Origin of the sequence: Gilliamella sp. M0320 (genome assembly GCF_016101635.1) — a bacterium.
GTDB classification, from domain to species: Bacteria; Pseudomonadota; Gammaproteobacteria; order Enterobacterales; family Orbaceae; genus Gilliamella; species Gilliamella apis.
Genome location: NZ_JACFQD010000002.1, coordinates 193902 through 217188, shown reverse-complemented (window position 1 = coordinate 217188; position 23287 = coordinate 193902). Strand labels below are relative to the sequence as shown.

Sequence of the window (23287 nt, the reverse complement as noted above, 5' to 3'; positions counted from 1 at the left end):
TACGGCTAATGACTAGTATTAATAATAACTAGTTTTGGAAATTATATTTTTTGAGGATAGGAAAGAGGATATGATGAAATACAGTTTATTATTTTTATCGGTGTTAAGTTGTTTAGCATCTTCTGCTTATGCGAATTCAGAGAAAGCTAATGTCGAAGAGCGTTGTCACGCATTGGCAAATTTGGAATTAGATAATGCTAAAGTAGTAAATAGCGAAATAATTGCCGATCGTTTCTCACCAAGTTCTAAATTGGCTGATACTTTAAGAGGCGCTAAAGCTAAAGAAATTATGGATTTACCGCAGATTTGTCGCGTCGAATTATCCATTGAACCGGCTATTAATGTCGAAGTTTGGTTGCCGACTAATTGGAATCAACGATTACAAGCAATAGGCGGTGGTGGATATGCAGGATTTATACCATTTGATAAATTAGCCGTAGCTGCTAAAAATGGTTATGTTGCAGCTGCTACAGATACTGGACATACAGGTAATTTAGTTGAAGGCAAATTTGTCTTTAAAGATGGCAAATTACAGGCCGATTCGATAACTGATTTTGCTTATCATAGTGTACATGAGATGACAGTAAAAACCAAACAAGTCATCGCCTCATATTATGGTCAAGCTGCTAATTATGCATATTGGAATGGTTGTTCAACTGGTGGAAGACAAGGGCTAATGGAAGCACAAAGGTATCCGGCTGATTATGATGGTTTGTATATTGCGGCACCAGCAATCCATTGGGATAAATTTGTACCAGCAGAAATATGGCCACAAGTTGTTATGCAACAAGAGCTAGGTAAACCGATCGATAGTGATAAACTGGAAAAAGTTAGAAAAGCGATTATTGAACTGGCTGATGAAAAAGATGGTATTAAAGATGGCCTAGTTAGTGATCCAGCAGCAGTAGAAATCAGTGATGAATTGCTAAATAAAGCAGGACTTGATAAGGACGAAGTTCGCACATTAAGAAAAATTTGGCAAGGACCAACAGATCAAAATGGCAAATCTTTATGGTTTAGCATTGAACCGACTGCACCACTTGATGTTTTAGCTAGTAATAAAGGGCCTTTTCCTATTCCAGAGGATTATTTAAAGTATTGGATTAAACAAGATCCTAATTTTGACTGGAAAACATTAGGTTACAGCGGTTTTGATAACTATTTTAATGAATCAGTAGAGTTATTCCGTCCAATAATGGGAACTGATAATGCCGATTTGAGCCAATTTAAAAAATTGGGTGGCAAAATGATTATTTGGCATGGTTTGAATGATCGCCTGATCGCACCGAAAGGAACAATTCAATATTATAATAATGTATTGAAGATTATGGGCGGTAAAGATTCAGTCGATGATTTTGCAAAACTCTACCTCGCTCCTGGTGTTGATCATTGTAATGGTGGTGATGGCCCAGATAAAATTAATGGTTTTGAGTCGCTCGTTAATTGGGTTGAGAAAAAACAAGCACCAAACAGATTAACTGCCCAAAAAATTGAAAATGGTCAGGTCATCCTAAAACGTCCTTTATGCCAATATCCACAAAAAACGATTTATCAAGGTAAAGGGGATACTAATAATCCTGAAAACTTTGTTTGTCAGTAATTAAATCATTAGCTAACCAATATATTTGGTTAGCTTTGTTTTTATCTTTTCAAAAATAACTATTCTAATAATTACTAATTTTGCTGTTTTCTCGCTCGACAAATCGCTTGATGATTCTCATCGGCCCACTGTATTAATGTATTCATTGGTTTAAGAAATGATATACCAAGCTCAGCTAGAGCGTACTCTACACGAGCAGGGACTTGAGCATAAACGGTTCGAGTAATATAACCATCTTTTTCAAGTTTTTTTAATGTCCGTGACAGCATTTGCCGTGATATATCGTCAATTTCTCTATGTAAAGAATTGAATCGCATCGCATTATGTTCTAATGATTTTAGAATTAACAGACTCCATTGATCGCCAATTCTATCGAGAACATCACGAATAGGACATGGATGGTCAAATTCAAATAGTTCACTTTTTGTCGTTTTAATCATTGTCATAATTATCGTTATCTTGTTTCCCTAAACAGATTAAGTCACATTGAGCTGACCTAGTCATATTTATGTTACTTATTGTTTAATTTGATTTTTATTGTTACTATTCAAGCAGTCTATATTATAGACTAATAACGCATTATAGATAGAGTTTATCTAAATTAAAATAGAAATTGGAGTTGGTATGAATGTAATTAAAAAAAGCTTTGTTATTGGTATTTGTTTGTTGAGTTTTACTGGTATTGCCGTTGCAAAAGATCTAAAACAAAGAAATCTCGCTCAAGAGGAAGAAAATCGTACACTGGTTATCAATTTTTATAATAACTTCTTTAATAAGCATCAAGTGGCTGAGGCAACTAAAACGCTGTCTGAAGATTATAAACAACATAATCCCTATGTTGCTAATGGTAGAGCACCTGCGATTACGTATTTCGAAGGCTTCTTTAAACAAAATCCACAATCAAGTAATACTATAATTCGCTCATCAGTAGAAGGCGATACGGTATGGTTACATGTCCATTCTAAAATCAATAATGATGATCTTGGTAAAGCGGTAGTTGATATATTCCGAGTTAAAGATGGAAAAATAGTGGAACATTGGGATGTGATCCAAAATGTACCAGAGCAGGCAGAAAATAATAATACGATGTTTTAATGATTGATTCGATAACTTATAAGCGCTTTAATGGCGCTTTTTTATGTTCAATTGAATTAATAGTCATCACCTTAATTGTTATTAGTCTAAACACTTTATGCTAATCAATGTTAACCGATTATTCTAAAAACCAATAAGTTATAAGATATCCTTGATATTATCAATGTTATTGAAATTAGCTTTTATAAAATCCTTATAAAAAAGGGGCTTTGTTTTATATGTTTTATTATTCGTTAAGATAATTTTCAATAAAATCGAATTTACGAGCTACATAAATCATATCTTGAAATTGTTGTTGTGCTGGTTGGTCCGTTTTTTCGATCCATGCCTTAACTATAGGGTTATCTTTAAACGTTGGGTCAGATGCGTAGGCATATAAATAGGTTTCAATGACCTTAATTTCAGTAAATTTTAAATCAACTAAATAATGATAAGCCGCCAATAATCGCTGAAATAATTGAGTTGAGTTTTCATTAGGTAATGAAATATGCTCACTTTGCATATTGGTAATTAATTCATTGATATAACTATTCGCATCAACATGATAAATTGTTCTGTTTAAAAATAGTACTTCGGCTAATTTATCAGCAACATCTTGAGTTATTTTTGCCTTTTGTTCAGCTGTTAATATTGAGTTGCTTTTAATTGTTTGCGGCCCATTTTTAATCGCTTTCTTGGCTTCAATTTCACTTCGTGATGGATTGACATCAGGGTCATATTTTATTACAGCTATAATCGCCGCTGTGTTAACTAGAATTTTAGTTGCATCTAACAAAGTAGATTTATTGTTTATCATTTCAACCATTTTAATTCTCAAATTTTTATATTAATGTTATAGATTATAAATCGTTTTTCATAGGTAAAAGATCTGCTTCACGCAATTTCAATTCCACATTATTCATAGTTTTAATATCATCATTAATATTTTGTCTATTAGGAAAATGATCAAATAAAACAATGACAGTACCAACATGCTTATTCTCTTTTATAATTGGTATTAATTGATAAACTTCTGGATAATCTTTATGTTGTAATGGACTAGGTATGTAAGCCATTAAAGATAAGTTTATACGTGGCGGAAAGATATAAATTGAACTAGGAATTTCTCTACTATTCATAGTAATAAAGTTATGGCTAAATTTTTGTGCTAATCCAGTTATAAACGATGCCATTTTATCAATAATTTGTTTACTTTCAGGTAAATCAAAAGAAAAACCAACGGAAGATGTACCCGCCTGAAAACCTCCGATAGCTTTGTATCCGGAATAGAACATCAGATTACAATTAGATAATTTTTGACTATCGGCAAAACATAATAAAACACTGCCTCTTGTGTCGATTTGTTTACAAGCACGTGATAGTTTTTTTAATCCATATTCGGTAAATCCTTCAGAACCATAAATTAAAGCTTTAGGCTTACCTTTGGCTGTACTTCGAGTTGGATACCAGTGGGCATTGTCATCTATACAGTGTTGATAAATATTTAATATGTCATGTAGTTGTTGATTAAGATCGGTAAATACAATTTGCTGCTTTCTGGGAAGATGAATTTTAATATCAAATTGCGTCATGTTTATTTCCATGTAAACATCCTTATTTTTTATCTTTCATTTTTACAAATTAATCATAACATTATTTATCATTAAAAATGAAAGTAGTTTTACTTATTATTTTTTAATTTAAATAAGCAAAAATTTGACGATTAAAAAGATTTAATTAGACTATTTTGTCTGTTTCTAATTGAGTTTGTAGTAGTCAATATTGATGTTGCTAGCTTACTTTTAAATCTCCTATAAATAATATTTAACTTTTAAAATGAAAATATATTTTTATATTTTTGCTTTTATTTTGAAAATTTGAGAGCTTCGTCACAATAAAATTTGTTTCAAAAACTATACTAATAATACGTAGCGTAAAGTTACGAATATTGCAGTAAATAGAGAAAAATTATGGTTTCAAATCTTTTTAAGAATATTTTTCTTTGTATTGTATTTTGATAGTTGCATGATGATAAAGAATAAAAGATTGGATGATTTATTCTTTCCTATAAGGTTAATTATCATGCTTAAAATTAAGGAGCTCTTTCTATGAAAAAAATATCTAAACTCTTTTTTGTGTGTTTTCTATTTTTTTTCACTTTCGGCGCACATGCTAAGCAATATCATATAGGTGTTTCATTATTAACCCAACAACATCCTTTTTATATCTCATTAGCAGATGCTATAAAACAAAAAGCTCAACAGGAAAATGTTGATTTATCACTATCCATCGCTAGCCAAGATCTTAATAAGCAAATTTCAGACATTGAAGATTTTATTATTAAAAAAGTGGATTTAATTATTTTATCACCGGTTGATTCAAAAGGTGTACAAGCTGCAATTATGAAAGCTGAAAAGGCGAATATTCCAGTTATTACTGTTGATGTTCCTGCCGTTGGCGTCAAAGTCGTTAGTCATATTGCGACCAACAATTATGCTGGTGGTGTTACTGCCGGTGAGTTAATGGGGAAATTATTAAACGGTAAAGGAACGGTTGGTGTTATTGATTATCCTATGGTGCAATCAGTTGTTGATCGTGTTGATGGATTTAAAGAAGGATTGTCTAAAACTCCAGACGTCAAGATAGTGTCTATTCAAACAGGAATTACTCGTGCAGAAGCTCTTGTTGTTGCACAAAATATGTTACAAGCATACCCAGACTTAAATGGAATTTTTGGTTTTGGTGATGATGCTGCATTATCAGCGGTTATCGCGGCGAAATCTGTTAAAAATAATGATATAAAAATCATTGGTTTTGATGGCATGGATGAAGCAAGAAAAGCTGTAGATAAAGAAAAGACATTCGTAGCTGTAATTCAACAATATCCAAATAAATTAGGTGAAATCGCTGTAGCTACTGCAATTGACTATTTAAATGGTAAAAAAGTCGATGAAGTAATCCCAGTCACCCCTGGTGTATACACAGGAAAAGAATAATTCACAATAAGGGATAGGGTAATATCTATCCCTTCCACAAGGAATCAACTAATGAATAATATCATTTTATCTGTGGATTCTATTGCCAAAAATTTTGGTCCGATTCAAGCTTTGAAAAATGTTAGTTTAGATATCTACCAAGGTAGAGTTCATACGCTATTGGGCGAAAATGGCGCAGGAAAATCTACATTAATGAAAATTCTCGCCGGAATTTATCCGCCAAGTAGTGGAACAATTACCTATCAAGGCAATGTTATTACTATAAAGAATCCAACAGAATCAAGAAAGATAGGGATTGCTATTGTTTTCCAAGAATTGAGTTTAAGTAATAATCTAACGATTGCTCAGAATATTTATGCCAATAATGAACCAAATAAATATGGCATTATCTCTGATAATCAAATGATTAAAAATTGTAATGCATTATTTGCTGAGTATGGAATTAAGTTAAATCCAGCACAAATTGTTGGAACCATGTCTATGGCGCAACGGCAATTGGTTGAAATAGCTAAAGCACTTAGTTATGACGCAAAAGTATTAATCATGGATGAACCGACTTCATCATTAAGTGATAATGAAGCAGAACTACTCTTCAATATAATAGATAAGCTTAAACAGAAAGGTGTTGCAATTATATATATTTCGCACCGGATGGATGAGATCATGCGTATTTCTGATGATATTTCTGTTATGCGTGATGGCGAGTATATTGCCACCCATCAAAAAAACGAAACCACCATCGATGAGTTGATTGCTGAAATGGTTGGCCGTGAAGTACAAAATATTTATCCACCAAAATTACCACATCAAATTCAGGATGATCCACCTTTATTAGAAGTTAGAAATTTAGATCATTCTAGAGAATTCAAAAATATTAGCTTTAAGGTGCATTCTGGTGAAGTAGTTGGCTTTTTTGGTTTAGTTGGTGCCGGTAGGTCAGAAGTGATGAAAGCGTTGTTTGGGGTAACTAAATACCAAGGTGAGATTTTTATTTCAGGTAAAAAAGTCAATATTAATTCACCAACTCAAGCCATTGAACATGGCCTTGCTTTCGTTACCGAAAATCGTAAAGAAGAAGGCTTGGTTTTGATGCATGATGTTCATTCAAATATCAATCATATTGCCTTTCAATATGAGTCATCTTTTATCATCAATAATAGAAAAGAATTATTAAATTCGACTAAATATATAAAGAAGATGGCTATCAAAACTAATAATCCATTCCAAGTAACTGGTAGTTTAAGTGGTGGTAACCAACAAAAAATCGTTATTGCCAAATGGTTAGTGAAGCCACCTAAAATCTTGATTTTAGACGAACCAACTCGGGGAATTGATATCGGTGCCAAATTGGAAATTTATAAATTAATAAGAGAATTATCATCAAAAGGTACTGCAATCATTATGATCTCATCAGAACTACCCGAGGTGATGTCTATCAGTGATCGTCTATTTGTTATGCGTAATAAAAAAATTGTAAAGGAATTTAATACTGAAGGGTTAACTCAACCAGAAGTAATGAATATAGCAACAGGAGCATCTGCATGAATACTAAAGAAAATACCTCGATGAATAATAGTAATTTTAAAGAATCTTTTTTTAAAGTATTCCGTCAATATGGTGGAATTGTTATCGGGCTAATTGCTTTATTCATTCTGTTTTCATTTATGAATAGTAACTTTTTAACTAGTACCAACATTATGAATATCGTCTTGCAAGTATCAATTATTGCGATTACTGCATTTGGTATGACATATGTATTGTTACTTGGTGATATCGATTTATCAGTTGGTTCAACTATAGCGTTAACAGGTACATTAGCGGCACTTGCTTTACTTTGGGGATTACCATTTTATCTTGCTATATCTATAGCCTTGCTACTTTCAATTGTTGTTGGTTTTATAAATGGTAGTTTAACGGCTCTTGCTGGTATTCCATCGTTTATTGTTACTGTGGCAACCATGGGGATTTTCCGCGGAATTGCTTATATCATTACCGATGGTAAACCCGAGATGATTATGGATGATGTATTTCTTGAATTAGGTAATGGTGATATTTTTTCAATTCCTAATCCAATATGGGTGCTATTAATATTGTTATTAGTCAATCATTTTATCTTATCTAAAACGACATTTGGCAGAAAAATTTATATCACTGGTGGCAACAAAGAAGCTGCCGTTTATTCAGGAATTAATGTTAAAAAATTAAAAATACAAGTATTCATGATAACTGCATTAATGGCAGGGATCAGTGGGTTATTGTTAGCATCAAGACTCTATTCAGGTCAACCAAGTACCGCGCAAGGATATGAATTAGATGCTATTGCTTCAGCTGTTTTAGGTGGAACAAGCTTAAATGGCGGTCACGGCACAATTATTGGAACAATGATAGGCGCTCTAATCATCGGTGTTATTAATAACGGCATGAACTTGATGAACATTCCTTATTTTTATCAACTAGTTGTTAAAGGATTAGTCATTCTATTAGCTGTATATATTGATGTTCGTAATAAGAAAAACAGAGTTTAAGTGGAGTTGAATTAATATGAAAAAAGTATTTACACTAGGTGAAATTGTTGTCGAAATTATGGCTAACCAAAAAGGGCAATTATTTACTCATGATGGACTATGGAAGGGCCCATTTGCCAGTGGTGCTCCAGCAATTTTTATCGATCAAGTGGCGAAATTAGATGAACCAGCAGCGATGATAAGTTGTGTTGGTAATGATGGCTTTGGTGAGTTAAATATAAAAAAACTGGCTGATGATGGTGTTGATATCTCTCATATTAAAGTTATGGATGACCAAACTACGGGAAGCGCATTTGTAACTTATCATGAGGATGGTAGTCGGGATTTTATTTTTAATATAAAAAATGCTGCTTGTGCTCTGATTAATGAAGACATGGTAAGTCAAAAGATTTTAGAAGATTGTGATCATCTTCATATAATGGGGTCTTCATTGTTTTCTAAACAAATTCTTGATACCGCTAAAAAAGCTATAGCTATAGTTAAACAAAATAAGGGTATCATTTCCTTTGATCCTAATATCCGCAAGGAAATGTTAAATCTGCCTGGCGTGAAAGATGCGCTGTTAGCAATATTACAACAAACCGATATTTACTTACCAAGTGAAAGTGAAGTCACATTATTAGCCGATACGGATAATGAGAAACAAGCAATCGATTATTTTTTAAATAATGGTATATCGTCTATTGTTATAAAAAAAGGTAATAAGGGAGCGAGTTATTATTCAGCAAATGAATCTTTTGATGTGCAGCCTCATTTAGTTACCGAAATAGATCCGACTGGTGCAGGGGATTGTTTTGGTGGTGCATATGTCGCATTAATTCATAAAGGTTTTACAGCAAAAAAAGCCTTAACTTATGCTAATGCTTGCGGTGCATTGGCGGTGACAAAACAAGGACCAATGCAAGGTACGTCAACATTAGAGCAAATTGAAAAATTCCTACAAAAATAGTTGATTTCAATCATGATTAAGCCCCTAATAAGGGGCTTTTTAATTAACTTTTCAATAGAAAACAGTATATTATATTAATAATAATCAATAATTTTTATATATTGTTTTACGCCTTCAGCAATCAATAATATTGAAAGTAGCTACCAAAATTTCTGTTTATTTAAGTGACATTGTCACTAATTTTAGGGCGAATCTTAACTAAAATTAGCTTACAATACCAAATAAAAAAATCTAACTAAATAATAGTTGATATCAAAGTATTCAAGGTATTACTGTTTCTAAGAAAATCAACAATAAACTCCTTGTATTAATGATATTTTTAGTAAATATATTATTGAAATAAATTACCTAAATACTAATAACGTTCAGCTAGCCAAATAAGCATGACTGATATCATATTTAGTTGCAGGAATTCTAAATTAATTTTATTTTTTCATTGAGTTTTGATAGATAACGCTATCTTTATTGACACTAGATTGTTTAAATGAACAATTAGTTATCTGCTGATGATATTCTGCCATTGTTGAGTTAGAAAGAATGATTACATCAATTTGTTGAAGTGAAGCGAATCCAAAAGTATCATTTTCTTCAATTCGACTGGGTAGAAGTGCGATGCGACAATTAGCGTTGTTTAATAATAATTGATATCCTTCCATCAATTGACCATTAGATATGGCAATTTCATCATCGATGTTGATTGCCTCTATTTCAAATATAACAGTAGATAATTCATATTTAGTTAAAATCGTTTGCACATCTTTTTTATCAAAGTTGGTATATTTTTGGTTAAATACTCCTCCAATTAATACTATTTCTCCTTGAATATAATCTTTTGCTAACATAGCAAAACTTAAATCATTTACAAGCAAAGTGAGATTTTTCTTATTATATAAATATGGTATGAGTTTACTGGTTATCCTACCATTTAGTAAACATACAGTATCACCATCATTAATGAATGATAAACATCGCATAATCAAACTAATATCTGAGTAAGAGTTATTGGCTTCATTGTTTGAGTCCAGATGAGATTTATCAAAATTATCTTTTGGCTGTAAATATATAGCTCCGCCGAAGGATCGCTTAAGATAACCTTGTTGTTCTAAATAATTTAAATCTTGTCGTATTGTGACACCCGATACATTTAATAATTCAGATAATTCATCAACTTTAACTTCACCTTGTTTTCTAACTATTTCGGCAATATCTAATCGTCTTTTTAACAGTGAAGTTTTTACTTTAGCCAATTTTATTTACCTCTTTAAAAAATTATGTATCAATAATTTCTGCAAAAGCAGATGATTAAATACTTTTTCTAATAAAACTTAAATTTATGATCTATTGCTCATTACTAAATCAGAGATAATCCATTGTTAGCATTATAATGAATGGTTTATAATGATGTTTCTATAAAATAATATAAAACAGATTATCTTACTTATCTTACTTATATTATTATGATATTAAATATATACTTAGCTTTATTATCTGCCTTATTCTTTTTTTATAAATGTTGAACTAACGTTAGTTAGGGGCAAATAAAAGTAGCTGCTTTATGATTAAAAAATTAACCAATATACAAATCCATAACAATACAATCATTATTGATAGCCATGACAGTAAAGTTCATATAGATGGAACTTGCTTAGAGGTAACTCTGTTAACAGCTGAAAATAATATTTTGTTATTTGTTACTTTTGATTGTCCATTTGAAGAAATTTTAGCTAATTATTTATTCGATTTGCAACAAAATCGAATAATTGATAAAGCGATGATATATCAAATGTATTATACAGGTTTTTTCAGTGATTTAGTGATTGTTTCAGAAAAAAGGCTTTCTTTTGAATTTATGATCGAAGGCGGTTGGACCTTAGCGTTATTTGATAAACCCAAAAAATCGCTAAGTCATTTATTACCCATGTCAATGGTGAAGCGTCCTTTTTCATTAACAAGATACTTTAGTCTAAAAAGAAATGTTTAATTCTATACTAAAATTGTTAGCCTCCAGTTCTATGCCTATTTACAAATAAAAATCATGCTCTAATCTAATTTGTCTATTAACCATTTCGATGAGGACATCGAAATTATCCATTAGCATAAAATAGATAATCTTTTAATAATATTGCTACGCTTTAAAAGATGATAGTACTTATCTGGTTAGGTTAATAAATTCAGTTAAGTTGATAATGGAGAGAATCAAATGCCAAGTATTACAATTTATACTTCAGAAAACCATAAGATTGAAAATGAAGCTTTTTCTGAATTTTCAATTTGTTTAAAACAGTTAACCCAAAAAGTGTTGAAAGCCAAAGATGATAATATACACATAGCTTATTTAACAAGTAATATTGGTTATGGAAGACCGATCTATTTTGAAGCCAAATTAAGAAAAGAAGTTTTTCGTAATGAAGAGGTGATGAAAACCTATATACATCAGGTTGATTTATTAATTGAAGAAAAAATGGCTGTTAAAGCCAGAATTCGTTGTTTTATGTATGACGTCGACAATATATTTGCTAAAAATTAAAGGTTTCTAACTATGAATAACGAATTTTCAAACAAAGAACTAGGAAATATTTTAGTTACAGCAATTAGTGATGGTTACTTGGATGTTAACTTTGATTTACTGGCAAATATTGATTTTGCAGAGTGTGAAAGAATCCAGCGAAATGCTCATCAAAAAAAACTAAATGCCGTGCATATCAATACATTTTTAGTTCAAAAACAAGGAATGAATATTCTAATTGATGCTGGTGCTGGTGGAGTAAAAGGTTGGGGAGGAGAATTAGTTAATAATTTAACTAAACTAGGTCTTAAAACTACAGATATCGATGCTATCCTATTAACTCATGCTCATCCAGATCATATTGGTGGTTTGCTTACTTCTAAGGGAGAAGTTGTTTTTCGAAATGCTAATTTATTGATTAGTGAAGATGAGTATAATTATTTGCAAGATGAAAATTCTTTTATAGCTGCTTCAGAACGTGTAAAAAATAATATTATTTTGGCTCGCAATGTTTGCAAACAGTATCAAGATAGATTGGGTTTCATTAATAAAAATCAGGTATTTTCTAATATATTTGCTATTCCTCTACCAGGCCATACACCTGGGCATACAGGTTATAAAATTGTTGGTAGTAAGCAAAGTTTATTAATTTGGGGGGATATTGTTCATTTCCCATATATTCAATTATTAAAACCAAATGTCTCTATTGCTTTTGATTATGATCCGAAATTAGCAACAGAAACACGTTCCCAAGTGCTAAAAATGGTTTGTCGCGATAACATGCTTATTGGTGGTATGCATTTTGGACCTAAAGGTTTCGGTTATATCAAAAAAAATCGAACAGGATATGAAATAGTTATAGATGATTGATTAAGTATGGTTATTTATCAAAATGATTTTTTCATTGAATTAATAGGTTAAGTATTTTTATATTAACTGTAATGTGAATTAGCGTTATTTTATAAATTCATATCCATTGCAAGTTATATCTTTATCATATTTCTTAAATAAAAGTTATTATCAATAGCCTATATAGCTTAATCGAGGATCTTGAAAAACTGAAGTAATCATATTAATCAATTTGTTGATGTCAAAATAAGAATAGTTTGTGTGATGGACCAATTCGATTTTGAACTCATTAAATTGTTTGTCTAGCTTATGTAGTTTAATTTTGTTTTTTATCTCATTACTAATTGAACAACGTAATACTAATGCGATTCCTTTTCCTAATGCTATATTTGAAAAAAGTACAGGATAAGATCCACATTCAATTACTCGTTCTGGTTTAATATTACAGGCATTAAATAACATTTCGAAGTTTCGTTTTGATGTTGCGCATTGTTTACTACTGACCAAAAAAGTTTTGCCATCAAGATTAGCAATATTGGTAATTGTTGGGTGACTTTTATCTGTTGCTATAACGAGTTCCGATGCAAGTAGTATTTTAGTTGTATGTTTTTCGTTTGAAAAGCCAGAACCAATAATTACAATATCAAATTCATTTTTATCATAAGCATTGAGTAAACTGAGAGTATTGCCGATGGTAATATTAATATTTAATCCGAGTTCTTGCCCTAAATTAATTAAGGACGTAATGATATAAGGTGGTAGGCATTCAATTATTCCAACATTTATATTTGCATAATTTTCTTTGGTATTGGCTATATTTTTTTTGCAATCGTCCGCTAACTTTAAAATTTTGAGCGCATATTCATACAATATCAATCCTTGTTTAGTTGGAATGCATCCTCCAGTTTTTCTATCCAACAAAAGGGTATCAAGATTGTTTTCAAGACTTTGTATTCTATGAGAAATACTCGATTGGACACGATTCAAACGTTCAGCAGCTAAGGTTATATTACCTGTTTCTACAACTGTTACGAACGCTTGAAGTTCACTTATTTTCATTTAACACCTTATGTTATAAATCAATTTGATATAGGGACTAATAGATATTTTTTGGATTTGTGAATAATTTTCAAATAATTATATTTAAATAACGATGTTCGAATTAAGAATCATATTGTAGTCAAACTAATATGTACTGCATTTTCAGTTTAGAGCCAACACTATTACCGAATCAATTATCTAAAATTGGATATGATTAAGGCATCTATCTTTTCGATAAGGTATTCGGTTTTATTCATTGGTCTTCTTGTATTGTAATAAATATAATTTTTAGTAATAAATTCATTTAATTACTTTATAGCAAAATGGTTACACAATCAAATGACTGAACATGATTTTAGATCTTCTAAACAACGCATATCGTTTGTTAATGTTGTGTATCCAAATAGGCTATTGATAATACGGCAATTCATTATAAATACTTATTAAAAAGATAAATTAATATGATAAACAACCATACACAAGAATTTGGTAGTTCAAGACCTTATTTTGCTACAGCAGCAATTTTAATCGGCGTCGGGATGTCGGCATTAGATGGTTCAATTGTGAATATTGCATTACCTTCTATTGTTAATGTATTAGATATTGAGGTGTCATCAAGTATTTGGATTGTTAATAGTTATCAGATCGCTAGTGCTGCAACTATGCTAATTTGTGCATCATTATCTTCAAGGGTTGGAGAAAAACTTTTTTTTAAATTAGGCATGTTGTTGTTTACGCTCTCATCTTTGGGTTGTGGTCTTTCGCCCAACTTCTCAATTCTTGTTGTTATGCGGATGATGCAAGGAATAAGTTATGCAATGATGATAAGTGTTGGGTTAGGTTTGTATCGAACTATTTTACCGGCAAATATGTTAGGAACAATATTAGGATTAAATGCAATGGTTTTTGCAGTAGGTACCGCCATTGGGCCTGCATTGGGAGGCTTTATTATTTCATATTTAACTTGGCCTTGGCTCTTTTATATCAACATTCCGCTAGGTATCCTCGCTATAACACTTTCTTTTGTTTTTTTAGGCAAAGATAGCGAAAAAGAAAAAGGATTTGATTGGTTAGGCGCTATAAGCTCGGCAACTGCATTAGGGTTAACCGTGATAGCGGTTGATCAAATAGGGCATTGGGATAATAAAACCCTTATATCTTGTATTTTTGTTGCGATAATTTTATTTATCATATTCATTAAAGCTCAACATCATGCAAAATATCCATTATTGCCTTTAGATATATTTCATTCGAGGATATACAGTTTTGCTGTAATTTCTTCAATTTTAATTTTTATCGCTCAAGGGATAGCATTGGTCAGTTTACCATTTATATTACAACATACTTATGGTTACTCAGTACTTGAATCCGCATTTATGTTTACTCCATGGCCTATAGCTGTAGCCTGCTGTGCACCACTAGCTGGAATACTTTCTAATCGTTTTAATCCAACTAAAATATCTTCAATTGGTGCAATGCTTTTTTGTTTAGGGTTAAGTTCATTAGCTTTTTTATCTGAAACTGTATCTACAATTAATATACTATGGCGAGTCGCTATTTGTGGAGTTGGCTACGGTCTGTTTATTCCGCCAAATAATAGAGAAATGTTTACTAATGTTAAACATAATCGAACTGTTATTGCCTCAGGAATGTTGTCTACAGCCAGAACAACTGGTCAGTCAATTGGTGCTGCTATTGTTATGGTAATAATAATTTCATTAGAAGGTGATAAAGGAATAGATTTTAAACGATTTGTTTTTTGTGCTTTTAGTTGTGCCAGTTTTATTGCCTTATTTTCATTTATTGCTAGTATTTCACGCATCCACAAAATAAAGTAATCAAACAATGAACACTATTATTTATTTCTAATCATCAGGTTAATAACAATAATACTTATTAGAGCCAATAAAAAGGCAATTAAATAATTAAAATAATCTGCAATTGTCATTGAAATTGAAGAACCGATTATTTCAGAGAATAATAAGCTGCTCTGAAAAATAGCATAATCTGTAGCGGTTTGTTTTCCTTGCTTGGCAAAAATCATCGTGATGGTATAAATACTAACATTAATCGTTCCTATACCAATACCTAAAATAGTCATCATAATGGTAGTCGTCATAGGATTAATATAATCAGGCATATAGTAAAGTAAACACCAAAACAGAATTAGGAAAAATAATAAAGAAAAACCAAGTTTAAGCGTTTGATAAGGGTGTTTAGTTTTTAATAAATAGGCTGCAATGGCACAACCTAAAAGCATAGTTAAATAACCACCAATACCTGTATAAATACCAACATCACTCACAGAGAACCCATGATCCAGTAAAATAAATTTAGTTGTGGTTAAAATTACCGAACCAGCAAAAGGTATCATTATCGCAAGCAATAGCATATGGTAAGCATTTTTTCGTTTAAAAAAATTGTTGATTCTTGCACGTGAATTGGATCGTGAATTGTGGCCTAAATTGGGCTCTGTCCATATAGTAAGTTGTATAATCGATACAAAAATAATCACAACTAACAATAAGATACTATAGGTTTTTCCTAAATAATCATAACAAACGGTTACACCAGCCCCACCGATAAGCATACCAGTAATATTGCCCATCACTTGAATACTATTTATCTGGCTAATCGTATTGTTTTGCGATAAATCAGCTGCCAGTCCATCAGTTGCAATATCGAGTGTTGCAGAAACGATACAGGATAAAATAATAACTAGAAGAAGATAAGTAGTAGTTTCTGATGTAAAAGGGGTGAAGGCGATGATGGTTATAAGTATTGCTAATAAACATTGCATAGGCAGTAACCAGCTTTTCCGATAGCCAATTTTAGCTATCCAGTGATTTTCAACAATAGGGGCCCATAAAAATTTAACGACCCATGGTAAACCAGCTAGCGGAATCATTGCTATTACAGCTAATGAAACACCTGAATCACGTAAGAGGATAGGGTAGGCGTCAAAAGCTAATCCGACGGGAATTCCTTGTATAATATAGAGCTGTGCAATAATAAATAAAAAATAGTTTTTTTGTTTATCTGCGGAGATGGTTTTATCGTCCATGTGGTGTTTTATAAGCTTCTATAAATAAATATATTATAGATTCTATGCTCCAAAGAGTATTAGCTGATAAATGGTAGCTTTATTTTGTTGTAAACGCAAATGATATTTGTTATCGTTTATTCGTTTGGAGGATATATGCATTTGGATAAATTACCCAATAATAAAAAAAATAGTTCATTCATTGAATTACAACATGGTTTAGCGGTATGTGTGAATAGTGCCGATGATCTAAATGCCATCGATATTAGCAAAGCATTTCCTAGTAGTGATAAATGTTTATGTTTTAATTGTCAGTTACAAGGTAAGTTGAGTTTGCAAGTTAAAGATAGGAAACTTGTTACCCATAAAGGGGATTTGACTTTCGGCTTTGCTGATGGCGAGACTTTTCATCTACAACACTCTAAAGATTTTTGTAACATTGAAGTTATGATAATGCCTGAATTATTGGATGTTTTACTCGGCGAAATGGATTTTCAATTTTCTAATCTGGATAAGAAAGTGAATTTTTTCCTGCATCATCATCCCATTCATCAAAATAGCAATGTATTATCTTGTGCTCGAGAGCTATTCTACTTGATGCAAAACACGGACCAATCAAATCGATTATTAGTCTATGCCCATGTATTAAAATACTTAAATTGGTACTTCAAGTCTTTTGATAATCATTTAGGGCGTCAAGAATTTACCCAATGGGAGTATAAACAATTTAATGATGCACGTGACTATTTAATCAGTGATTTAACCAATCCACCAACCATTGATTGGTTAGCCAAGCAGGTTGGTCTTAATCATAGCAAGTTAAAAAAAGGATTTAAGCAGATTTTTGGTAAAAGTATATACGCCTATTATTTGACGGAAAGAATGAATAAAGCTAAACAATTATTAACCGAAAATAGTGTTACTGAAACAGCAATCATATTGGGATATAGTAATATTAGTCATTTCAGTTCTGCATTTAGAAAACAGTTTGGGATATTACCTAAAGAGATACGCCGTCAGTATTCGTCTAAGTTTCTCGAATAGTGACGGCATGGTTAATCTATTGTTTAACTGATTTAAAGTGTATCCCTTTAAAATTGAGTATTGTTAATAGTTATAAATAAAACCAACTCCTAACGTTCGGCCTCTACCAGGTGATCCAATTGTTGCATCTGGACCATCATGAGACAGCGCCGGAATATGATATCCCCATAAATCATAAGATTTATTTAATAGATTATCACCCCATACATAAAATTCAGCATTTTCAGTTTTAACGGCAATACGAGCGTCAAGTTTGTTATAAGCTTTTAAGCCAAATTTATTTTGCACATCAGCTTGGCGAGAACCAATATAACGATCGGTGATTTGGGTTTCTAATGATATTCCTGAAGCTAAATTAAGTGGTATAGAGTGTAGAATGGTTAAGTTAGCATTCCAATACGATGTATCCGGTACTTGGTTATGTTTTTTTACATGAGCTAAACTTTTGTTAGGCGTACCGACTATTTTTGCATTAGTGTAACCTATGCCGCCGGTAAAGTCTAAGTTTCCAGGTGCTTTCCAAAAACCATCTAGCTCTACACCATAACTTCGGATATCATAATTTTCAACCACAGATACAAATGTTGCTGGATTATAAGCCATTAAATGTTCACGTTTAGTATCGTTATAAAATAATGCCGTATTTAATCCTACAGTATTATTTTCAGTCTTTAATCCAATTTCATAAGCGTTTACATACGCTGATTTATAGGCTTGATCCGAATGACCTGAAGTAGCGAAATCCGTACCTTCATCATTAAAACCACCAGTTTTATATCCTCGTGAATAAAGACCATACAGGGTAGCATAATCATTAAGTAAAAAATTTAAACCTAATCGGCCAGTAGTAAAGTTATCGGTTATCTTTTGCTTATCAAAAGCCATGGTTGGTTTATCTTTATTATTTTCAGCATAAATTGAGTTAGCTAGCCATTTTGCATGATAATTCTTCTTTTCGTAAGATTGACGAAGACCGGCTGTTAATTTGAGTTTTTCTGTAATAGGGTAGGTGACTTCACCAAATACTCCGACATTATCTGTTTCAAATTGTCTTCTAATGTTAGCATTCAATGCATTACTTGGATAAAACACATCCATAACATCATAAGTATTTCTATGACGATCATTGGTATAGTAGTTAATACCTGCTACCCAAAATATTGGTGCTTCAGGTTTAGATGAAATTCTAAATTCTTGAGTGAAAAGATCTTCTTTGGTTAAATAAGACCAATTAGATGGTGGTGACATACCGCTCAAATGGTGGTACAACCTACCTTCATAAATTGGTGATCTTTTGTCATTTTTACTATACGAATAACCGGTAATAGAACTCAATAAGCTATTATCCAACTCATGTTCCACTTTAAAATTAAAACGATAAATATTTTTATCATTCTTATCGCTGCTATTAGGAATGTTAATTTTTGGATGGTGACCGTATGGACGCATCATATACATATCGTCCATACCCATAGCCTCTTCTATTTCGGTAATAAATGAGATAGATGTGAGTTCGGAAGCTTCCCATAATAATGTACCTCGAGCGATTTTATTTCTAAGAATACTCACCGGTTTATGGTCATTAACATTTTCTAAAATACTATCTGCTTCATCATAACGGACAGCAAAACGGCCACTTAACTGCTCGGTTAAAGGACCACTGATGACACCTTCCGCTAATATTTGATGGTCTTGTCCAAATTCGGTTCTAAAAGCTGATTCAAAATAGCGAGTTGGTTTTTTCGAAATAACGTTGATTGCACCTGCCTCACTATTTCGGCCAAATAATGTACCTTGAGGGCCTTTTAATACTTCGACACGCTGAACATCAAGTAAATTTAAGGTCGTATTACTTTTTGATTGAGGCATCCCATCCACGTTAATACTAACCGAGCTGTCATCGCCACTCATAGGTAATACAGAACCGACACCACGCATTCGAATAGATTTCGCTGCCCCCATATTACTAATTACTTGTACACCGACAGTATCATTTAAAGCTTTTTCTAAAGTTGTTTCCCGTCGGTCAACTAGTTTTTTATCGTCAACAATATTGACCGTAAATGGAATATCCTTGGCAGACTCTTTTACATGCCTAGCGGTAACTATTAATTGTTCTACTTGATCACTATCGTCTTTTTTTTCAACTGTATCTGCCATTGTGTTGAACGATAAACAGAAAATACCGGCCATTAACCACGGTGAATTAATAATGCTTTTGTTAGAATAAACTAAAGCTTTATTCGTTATTTTATTGGTGAAAACTAATTTGTATCTCATACTTTTTTCCTAAATTCAGCCATAACCTAAATAACCAATAGGGGTATATTTTTGCTTCATTAATAAATTGATTATTTAACGTGCTACTTAATTAGCAGCATTGATATATTTAAATAAGAATAATTATCATTTATAATGTAAATGTTTTGCTAGGAAAGGACTCCCCATATTGGGCAAAAATAACCGAATCAGGTCTGTTTTTTGCTAATTTCACTGTTTTTTTATTTAATCAATTGATTTATATATGAGATATTTTGGGTTATTTACTAAAATTTTGTGCTTATAAGTATGATATTGCGATATGTTAGGTTGAATAATCGCATCAGTTAAATCAATCATTTAAATAACAAAAAATTATCTCTCATATCTAATATTCTTAACTTTGTCACTATATGTTATTTAGCATTTACTTCGTTATTCTAAATTAGTTGTTAATCATTCTCTGTTACAAGTTGATTCTTATAAATTATTTAGTATCTATAGCTATATTTGATTACTGACCTCTGATATGCCAGCCTCATGATAAACGTCTTGCATCAACTGATTTAAATATGGCTATGAAATATGTAAATAAGTGATCAAAATCAAAATATTTAATATTCCAATTAATAATCTAAATTTGCACAAAAAAACATCTTATTAACCTTTGGTAATAAAGGTTAAGCATATTGTTTGAAAAATGGTTCAATACATATGTTATTTTCCTTAATTCATTTAATATCAATAAATTAAATGAATTCCTCATGATGAAAAAACGAATGTTTGATAGGTTTGACAATAATTTTTCAATATGATAAAAGATAGCAATTGATAATAGTTATCAATATCATTAATGGCCAGTTTTATCTGTTTACAGATAAGTAAAATTTTTAAAAAAAGTAAAAAAAATGGCCATTTAACAGAATATTATTGAATAAAAAGCGACAAATCAAACCTTTGAGGATGCTGTTTGGGAAGTTGGTGATAATTTAGAATTGACTAAAATACTTCAGCAAGCGTTTCACACTTATTTTCGACAGATTGGAATATACGGTTGTTTTGTTTTACTCAATAAAACGAACACACTAACAAACCAAAAATCGGAATTTTGGGTTTGGTATCAGCTGGTCATTAATATGCAGCAATATGTGAATAACATAATAACAATAGGATTTGTACATGAAAAGTTTGAAGTCTAAATTAAGTTTATTTAGTTTGTGCATGATTAGTGGCTATAGCGCGGTTAGTATGGCAAATGAGATCAGCAATAAGACAGAAACACAACAACCTGATGATATAATCATTGTCGTCGGCGAAAGAGTTGACCGCAGCGAGGTTGAAACCGGTTCAAGTGTTAACATTATTACCAATAAAGAACTAGAGCGTCGTCCAGATCTGTACTCTTTAAATCAGGTATTAAAGGAAACACCTAATATCATAGATACAGGACTGGGAAACGAATTACCCACAATCCGCGGTATTGAAGGTTCGAACTCGCCTGGTTCTATGGCATTCTTTACCGGTGCGCGCCCTCGCTTTAACGTTTCAATCGATGGCCGTACCTCAAACTATAACGAATTGGCTTACGGTAATAAATCATTATGGGATATGAAGCAGATTGAAGTGTATCGCGGTCCGCAAAGCTATGCGCAGGGGCGTAATGCTATTGCCGGATCGGTGGTTATGCAAAGTAACGACCCAGTCAATGAATACGAAAGTGCAGTAAAGTTTGATTACGGTAATCAAAACCGTCGCCAGTACGCAGCGATGCTTTCCGGGCCTGTACTTAAAGATGAATTATTATTACGCCTGAGTATGGATCGACAAGAGCGACAGTCATCTGAACATCTTGCTGATTATTATCCGGCAGGTAACTCGCGTAAATTTGAAGCAACTACAGTGAGAGCAAAGCTTTATTGGTTACCATCAACACTCCCCGATTTTTATAGTCGCTATACGTTTTCCCATATTGACTCACGAGCGCCACAGGGCGAGTTCAAGCCACGTAATAAGTCTGAAACTTACCGGGCAGTATTTCAAGTACGGTCAGCGAGTAATATTTGGGATATTGGTTATCAAATAAATGATGCTTTAGAATTTGAGAATAAAGTTATTTATTCAAACTATATACAGGATCGTTATGCGCTTTCATCCGGAGGGCCAGCTCGGGTTGAAGGTCATGAAGTTCAGGTTGAGCCAATATTGAGATTCAATTCTGGAGATTATCGCGGTTTAGTCGGTTTGTTTTACTACAACTCACCTCAAGATGAATCGGTGTTATTAATTAAGAAAAACAATTATCACGATAAAACTGAAACTAAAGCGATATATGGCGAAGTAACGTTTAACCCTCTAGAATATATTGAAGTAAATATGTCTGCTCGCTATGAACAAGAGGATCATAAACGTAACGGAGGAAAACTCTTTGTTGTGAACTACAAAAGTAAAGAAAAGGAATTCCTGCCTAAACTTGACGTAGCCTATCTTTTTAACGATGCTCATCGCATAGGTGTCAAGGTAGCACGAGGTTATAACCCAGGAGGTGCAGGAATCTCTTTTATTCCACCTTTTGCAACATATGAATACGATACTGAATATGTGTCGAGTTATGAGTTGTATCATCGTTGGATTTCACCAAACAAGCGCCTAAAAGTTAGTACCAATCTATTTTATAATGACTATAAAAATTTACAGCTTCCTTATTATAATATTTTTGGTAGCCCAGTAATTGATAATGCCGATAAAGCAGTGACTTATGGTGTAGAGTTTAATCTTAATTGGCAAGCAACAAATGATTTAAATCTTTTAGCAGGCGTAGGGTTGCTGAAAACTAAAATTAAAGAATTTTCAGGGAATCCAAATTATAAAAATAATAAACTCAGCCGTTCTCCCGGTTATACATTCAATATAGGTAGTTATTATACATTACCTGCGGGCTTTGAAATCGGAGCTAACTTAAATTACACCGACTCTTATTACTCATCCGTATCGAATAGTAAAGATTCAAAAACTGACGGATACTCACAGGCAAACGCGTATATAACCTATAACTTCAAACATGGCAATATAAAGCTCTATACCGAAAATGCATTTAACTCTGACAAAAAAACTAAAATTATTGATGGTGGGTATACAACTTATCAACAGCCTCGTATGGTGGGGATTTCTACTGAGCTGAAATTTTAACACTGATAGTCACTATATTACTATCAGTGTGATTTAAGGTTAAATTATATGAACAACTCAAATAATACTGGATTTCTCCTGTATTGATATAACTGACTAGATTCTATTAATGGGACCGTTATGCCAACTTTGCCAGTATAGTTCGCTTAGCAAAGCAAAAAATTTAAGCAAAGAAAAAATTTCGGCAGTAAAGAGGTTAACTTGTTGCAAGAGAA

19 protein-coding genes are annotated in these 23287 nt (G+C 32.2%); 12 read left to right on the top strand and 7 right to left on the bottom strand.

Annotation, left to right across the window (positions count from 1 at the left end; all coding sequences use genetic code 11):
• Positions 1-70 precede the first annotated feature (70 nt).
• Positions 71-1600, top strand: coding sequence for a tannase/feruloyl esterase family alpha/beta hydrolase (locus H3T83_RS03510; protein ID WP_198215114.1), 1530 nt, complete (start codon positions 71-73; stop codon positions 1598-1600).
• Between the two features lie 74 nt (positions 1601-1674).
• On the opposite strand, the gene H3T83_RS03505 is transcribed toward H3T83_RS03510, so the two are convergent.
• Entirely contained in the window at positions 1675-2046 is a 372-nt protein-coding gene (locus H3T83_RS03505; RefSeq protein WP_198215113.1) for a helix-turn-helix domain-containing protein, read from the bottom strand.
• 154 nt (positions 2047-2200) lie between these two features.
• Here H3T83_RS03505 and H3T83_RS03500 point away from each other — a divergent pair, with 154 nt between their 5' ends.
• Positions 2201-2695 carry a nuclear transport factor 2 family protein gene (locus H3T83_RS03500; protein ID WP_370528000.1) on the top strand — a complete coding sequence of 165 codons (495 nt, stop codon included), beginning with the start codon at positions 2201-2203 and terminating at the stop codon, positions 2693-2695.
• A gap of 226 nt (positions 2696-2921) precedes the next feature.
• On the opposite strand, the gene H3T83_RS03495 is transcribed toward H3T83_RS03500, so the two are convergent.
• Both H3T83_RS03495 and H3T83_RS03490 read right to left on the bottom strand, forming a co-directional pair.
• Positions 2922-3491, bottom strand: a complete 570-nt coding sequence (locus H3T83_RS03495) for a hypothetical protein (RefSeq protein ID WP_198215111.1) — start codon at positions 3489-3491, stop codon at positions 2922-2924.
• Positions 3492-3534: 43 nt separating this feature from the next.
• On the bottom strand, positions 3535-4278 hold the full coding sequence (locus H3T83_RS03490; protein ID WP_198215110.1) for an Imm52 family immunity protein: 744 nt from the start codon (positions 4276-4278) through the stop codon (positions 3535-3537).
• 504 nt (positions 4279-4782) lie between these two features.
• Here H3T83_RS03490 and H3T83_RS03485 point away from each other — a divergent pair.
• The 4 genes from H3T83_RS03485 to H3T83_RS03470 are packed head-to-tail and all read left to right on the top strand — an operon-like array spanning position 4783 to position 9144.
• On the top strand, positions 4783-5670 hold the full coding sequence (locus tag H3T83_RS03485; RefSeq protein WP_065651157.1) for a substrate-binding domain-containing protein: 888 nt from the start codon (positions 4783-4785) through the stop codon (positions 5668-5670).
• Between the two features lie 51 nt (positions 5671-5721).
• Positions 5722-7215 (top strand): sugar ABC transporter ATP-binding protein, encoded by a 1494-nt coding sequence (locus tag H3T83_RS03480; RefSeq protein ID WP_198215109.1) that lies wholly within the window; start codon positions 5722-5724, stop codon positions 7213-7215.
• A complete protein-coding gene (locus tag H3T83_RS03475; protein ID WP_198198220.1) occupies positions 7212-8195 on the top strand; it encodes an ABC transporter permease in 984 nt (327 codons plus the stop codon). Before H3T83_RS03480 ends, H3T83_RS03475 begins: the two co-directional genes overlap by 4 nt.
• Before the next feature lie 16 nt (positions 8196-8211).
• A complete protein-coding gene (locus H3T83_RS03470) occupies positions 8212-9144 on the top strand; it encodes a sugar kinase (RefSeq protein ID WP_198215108.1) in 933 nt (310 codons plus the stop codon).
• A 425-nt stretch (positions 9145-9569) separates the two neighbouring features.
• Here the strand turns inward: H3T83_RS03470 and H3T83_RS03465 are convergent, their stop codons facing one another.
• Positions 9570-10391 (bottom strand): DeoR/GlpR family DNA-binding transcription regulator, encoded by an 822-nt coding sequence (locus tag H3T83_RS03465; protein WP_198215107.1) that lies wholly within the window; start codon positions 10389-10391, stop codon positions 9570-9572.
• Positions 10392-10699: 308 nt separating this feature from the next.
• Between H3T83_RS03465 and H3T83_RS03460 the strand changes: the two genes are divergently transcribed.
• The 3 genes from H3T83_RS03460 to H3T83_RS03450 all read left to right on the top strand — a co-directional run bounded on the left by H3T83_RS03460 (position 10700) and on the right by H3T83_RS03450 (position 12520).
• Complete coding sequence (locus H3T83_RS03460) at positions 10700-11125, top strand: hypothetical protein (RefSeq protein WP_198215106.1); 426 nt, start codon at positions 10700-10702, stop codon at positions 11123-11125.
• A 219-nt stretch (positions 11126-11344) separates the two neighbouring features.
• Positions 11345-11671, top strand: coding sequence for a hypothetical protein (locus tag H3T83_RS03455; protein ID WP_198215105.1), 327 nt, complete (start codon positions 11345-11347; stop codon positions 11669-11671).
• A gap of 12 nt (positions 11672-11683) precedes the next feature.
• Positions 11684-12520 (top strand): MBL fold metallo-hydrolase, encoded by an 837-nt coding sequence (locus H3T83_RS03450; RefSeq protein WP_065578789.1) that lies wholly within the window; start codon positions 11684-11686, stop codon positions 12518-12520.
• A gap of 150 nt (positions 12521-12670) precedes the next feature.
• Here H3T83_RS03450 and H3T83_RS03445 read toward each other — a convergent pair whose 3' ends face one another.
• A complete protein-coding gene (locus H3T83_RS03445; protein WP_198215104.1) occupies positions 12671-13558 on the bottom strand; it encodes a LysR family transcriptional regulator in 888 nt (295 codons plus the stop codon).
• Between the two features lie 443 nt (positions 13559-14001).
• Here H3T83_RS03445 and H3T83_RS03440 point away from each other — a divergent pair, with 443 nt between their 5' ends.
• On the top strand, positions 14002-15378 hold the full coding sequence (locus H3T83_RS03440; protein WP_198215103.1) for an MFS transporter: 1377 nt from the start codon (positions 14002-14004) through the stop codon (positions 15376-15378).
• A 17-nt stretch (positions 15379-15395) separates the two neighbouring features.
• Here H3T83_RS03440 and H3T83_RS03435 read toward each other — a convergent pair whose 3' ends face one another.
• Positions 15396-16604: an MFS transporter gene (locus H3T83_RS03435; RefSeq protein ID WP_198215102.1), complete on the bottom strand. Its 1209-nt coding sequence runs from the start codon at positions 16602-16604 to the stop codon at positions 15396-15398.
• A 135-nt stretch (positions 16605-16739) separates the two neighbouring features.
• Here H3T83_RS03435 and H3T83_RS03430 point away from each other — a divergent pair, with 135 nt between their 5' ends.
• The gene (locus tag H3T83_RS03430; protein ID WP_198215101.1) at positions 16740-17627 is read left to right on the top strand and encodes an AraC family transcriptional regulator; all 888 of its coding nucleotides are present in this window, start codon (positions 16740-16742) and stop codon (positions 17625-17627) included.
• Positions 17628-17690: 63 nt separating this feature from the next.
• Here the strand turns inward: H3T83_RS03430 and H3T83_RS03425 are convergent, their stop codons facing one another.
• Positions 17691-19907: a TonB-dependent receptor gene (locus H3T83_RS03425; protein ID WP_198215100.1), complete on the bottom strand. Its 2217-nt coding sequence runs from the start codon at positions 19905-19907 to the stop codon at positions 17691-17693.
• 1158 nt (positions 19908-21065) lie between these two features.
• Between H3T83_RS03425 and H3T83_RS03420 the strand changes: the two genes are divergently transcribed.
• Positions 21066-23072, top strand: a complete 2007-nt coding sequence (locus H3T83_RS03420; RefSeq protein ID WP_198215099.1) for a TonB-dependent receptor — start codon at positions 21066-21068, stop codon at positions 23070-23072.
• Positions 23073-23287 lie beyond the last annotated feature (215 nt).